The organism is Rubritalea sp. (assembly GCF_039830215.1).
Classification (GTDB): domain Bacteria; phylum Verrucomicrobiota; class Verrucomicrobiia; order Verrucomicrobiales; family Akkermansiaceae; genus Rubritalea.
On sequence record NZ_JBDOPO010000112.1, the window covers coordinates 1 to 3,534 of the forward strand.

The 3,534-nt window shown below is 45.7% G+C and carries 2 protein-coding genes; one reads left to right on the top strand and one right to left on the bottom strand.

The features are described 5' to 3' along the window. Positions 1-214: 214 nt before the first annotated feature. Entirely contained in the window at positions 215-1,738 is a 1,524-nt protein-coding gene (locus ABGY95_RS03810) for an alanine/glycine:cation symporter family protein (protein WP_347440379.1), read from the top strand. 499 nt (positions 1,739-2,237) lie between these two features. On the opposite strand, the gene ABGY95_RS03815 is transcribed toward ABGY95_RS03810, so the two are convergent. Next, a complete protein-coding gene (locus ABGY95_RS03815) occupies positions 2,238-3,275 on the bottom strand; it encodes a coproporphyrinogen III oxidase (RefSeq protein WP_347440380.1) in 1,038 nt (345 codons plus the stop codon). Positions 3,276-3,534 lie beyond the last annotated feature (259 nt).

The following is a 3,534-nucleotide window of genomic DNA, read 5'->3' on the forward strand; positions in this document are numbered from 1 at the left end:
CAAGCGAGGCAATAAGTAGGAAGAGGATAAGGCGCATAGTGCATGGAAGGTGAAGGATGGATTGCTGGGTGTGAAGAAAATTATTTGTGGATTTCTGAATCAGAGGAAGCTCTAAAATTCAGCGAGGGCTATCTATTGATTTAGGTCGGCTCCATTTTATTCTTGAGCTGCTAGATTGGAGTGTCAGTGTTCTTCCTTTAGACCACTGTTTTACATGCGATTTTCTACGAACACGACATCCCAAATTCTAAGCATCTTAGCGCTAAGTTTCTTTTTTTTACAAGATTCGGCTAGTGCTGCAGACGAGGCGGAAGGCGCTGACGCGCTGATGGGGCCGGTGGCTGATTGGGCTCTAAATATCGTATTTTTTGAAATCCCTTGGACTGGGATTCCCTTTGTTCTCTTTTTGTTAGTTGTGAGTGCATTATTTCTCACACTTTATTTTGGCTTTATCAATATACGTGGTCTGAAGCGTTCTATACGAACTGTGAAAGGTCGCTATTCGAAAGAGTCAGACCCTGGTGAAATCACGCATTTCCAAGCATTGAGCTCAGCATTGTCGGCTACAGTGGGCCTAGGAAATATTGCAGGTGTAGCAATAGCTATAACAGCGGGTGGGCCAGGAGCAGTGTTTTGGATGATACTTTGTGGAGTATTGGGGATGACCACCAAGTTTTGTGAATGTACCTTGGGTACACGCTACCGTGAGATTGACGAAAATGGCAAGGTACATGGAGGTGCAATGTTTTACCTTCAGCACGGTTTTGCTGAATTAGGTTGGGCTAAGGTTGGTAAGATCTTGGCTGTGATTTTTGCAGGCGCATGTGTTATGGCTTCGCTTGGTGCAGGCAATATGTTCCAAGGCAATCAGGCATTTGAGCAAGTTCTGGCAGTCACTGGAGGTTCGGATAGTTTCTTCTACGGTAAGGGCTGGTTGTTCGGTTTGATCATGGCTGTTTTCGTGGCAGGCGTGATTTTGGGTGGAATCCAGAGCATTGGTAGAGTGACTGCAAAGTTGGTCCCGATTATGTGTCTCACGTACCTAGCTGCAGCGGCCTATGTTCTGTTCGTTCATTCTGATCAGATTGGTTCAGCTTTCGGGTTAATTTTCTCAGAAGCATTTTCGTTCAAAGCTGGGATCGGTGGTATGATCGGTGTGATGATCCAAGGCTTGAAGCGCGCAGCATTTTCAAACGAGGCTGGATTTGGTTCGGCTCCGATTGCGCACTCGGCGGTGAAGACGACTAAGCCTGCAAGTGAGGGATACGTGGCATTGTTAGAGCCATTTGTCGATACTGTGATTGTGTGTACGATGACTGCTTTGGTGATTATAATCACAGGAGCCCAAACAGAAGGTGGAGATTGGGCTAAAGCGATTACGGTGACTTCAAACGCCTTTGGTAGTGTGATCAGTTGGTTCCCGTATGTGCTTTTTGCAGCAGTACTCTTATTCGCTTTTTCAACTATGATTTCATGGTGCTACTATGGAGAGCAGGCATGGGGGTACCTTTTTGGAAAGACGAGAAGGAATGCATTTATCTACAAAGTGTTATTCAGTGCAGTGGTCGTATTAGGGTGCTCTATAAAACTCGGAAATGTGCTCGATTTTTCAGATGCGATGCTTTTCTTAATGTGTTTTCCAAACTTCATTGGAATCTATGTTCTACTGCCTAAGATCAAAGATGAACTCAAAATCTTCAATGCGCATGCAGATGAGATTGATGCTAAGTTGAAATAACGAAACCTTTTATATAGTTCTTTAGGCCATTCACAGCAGTTTACTGTAATAGATTTTTTCATTGTTAGGCAGAAGAATGTAGTTGTCGTGTGGTGGGCTTGGATTAAGTGGATATGTTAGAAATCGGTGGATACAGCTAGCCAGATTACTGGTTTTAAAATGAGAACAGGTCTTACTTCCACGGGATCGCTAATGAGCTGTTAATGTTTAGTGTGGATACGTTAGTATTGAACAATACTTATAAACTATGATAATAATCTACACAGAAAAGACCCTCGTATCAGCCTAAGTCTTCGATTACTATTGGGAAGTAGTTGATGAATATATTCACTATATTTCGTCAGAGGGCTCTTTTGATGTAGCGGCAGAGCTGAAGTCTGGCTCAGGTTATGAGGCATTTATTGAGCTCCATTAAAGGAAGGCTGCTGGAGGAGCCTATCGACGTGTTCGAGATTTTGTGTCTCTGTTATTGTGAGCGCATGAGGTGCGAGTTTGGTCCCTATTTGTGGTTGTCGACAGTGGGAGGGGTCACATTGCCTCGTGCTTGCATGGCGAGAGCTTCTGGGTGATTTTTATAATGAGCCTTGACTGCTTGAGCTAAGTTAAGCTTGACTGGGTGAGTGATAGGGCTAATTTCGCCTCCAGGAAGTGCGGCGACAAGGTCTCTAACTAGTGAATCCTGTGGCGAATCACATTTATTAGCCCATGACTCGAGCAATGCCTTATTCACTCTAGCTGGAATGGATCCCATGATACCGAGATCATTTTGGTTGTGCACCATGAGGCCAGAGGTAGTGCCACGGTCGAGGGTCAGGACCTGAAAGAGATAGAGTGTGTGGTAGGCTAACTGATCATTTTTATTCTGTGTTGTTACTACAGGAGCCTGTTTCAGTGAGCTAGTGAGGATGTCAACGTAGCCGTCGATGACTTGCTCTCCAAAGCTTTGAGCAAATGCGAAATCAGTTTCTGGGCTGTCCGTTTTGTATTGTTCTAGATAAAAGTGAGCCACACCACGGTGACGGCCGAGGGCTGGGATGTTGAAATAGCGATCGCCTTGAGCTGAACCTTCCGCGTAGGTGTCTCCAGACGCCTCTTTGAGGAGTTGGGTGAATGTCTGCTTGTTTGATTCATTTTCAAGTGAAGGGTTGAGATCGGCCATCATGCGCCAGTAGCCGTTGCCGTCACGCATTTCAGTCCAGCTTATATGGATGTGGATGGATGGCGCGTGTGGGTTCTGTGGGTGGATGATCGTTGAAATAGCAGTAGCAGATCCGAGTTTTTTTGTTGGATCGTCGTCGTAGTGCACTTGGGAAATGTTGACAGATGCACGGTTGAAGAGCGCGTCTTCACCAGCGCAAAAGCGCACACCTCCGCCATGGGAACCTCCGTCACGAAGCCACTCGACTGGATCGAACTGAGTGTCGAGTCCTAGGATTTTTCCTAGCTGTTCGAGTCCAGCTACAAATTGAGTTTGAAGCTGAGTGACCAGTTCTAGTGCCTGAATGGCGCGGATAGATTGCGTAATTTCTCGTTGCATGACTGCTGGGACTATTCCTTATTCTGCTGTATCATTCAACGCCGATCGTCACTGTATTTGCACAAAATATGCCTACTATTTCGGTCACAAAAAAAGACACGCCGAGTGGTGTGGCTTTTTCATTTATTGAAATTCAGCCCCCCTTATACTCTCGAAAGTTGAATACCCGGGCTGAAGTATGGTCCGATAGCGAGATCTTGGAGCTTAGTCCAGAGTTCGTCGGCTTGCGCTTGCGTGACGGAATCCATAGAAAGTCTGA

Coding starts and splice junctions, on each gene's coding strand:
- ABGY95_RS03810 (WP_347440379.1), top strand. CDS start 215: ATGCGATTTTCTACGAACACGACATCCCAAATTCTAAGCATCTTAGCG.
- ABGY95_RS03815 (WP_347440380.1), bottom strand. CDS start 3,275: ATGCAACGAGAAATTACGCAATCTATCCGCGCCATTCAGGCACTAGAA.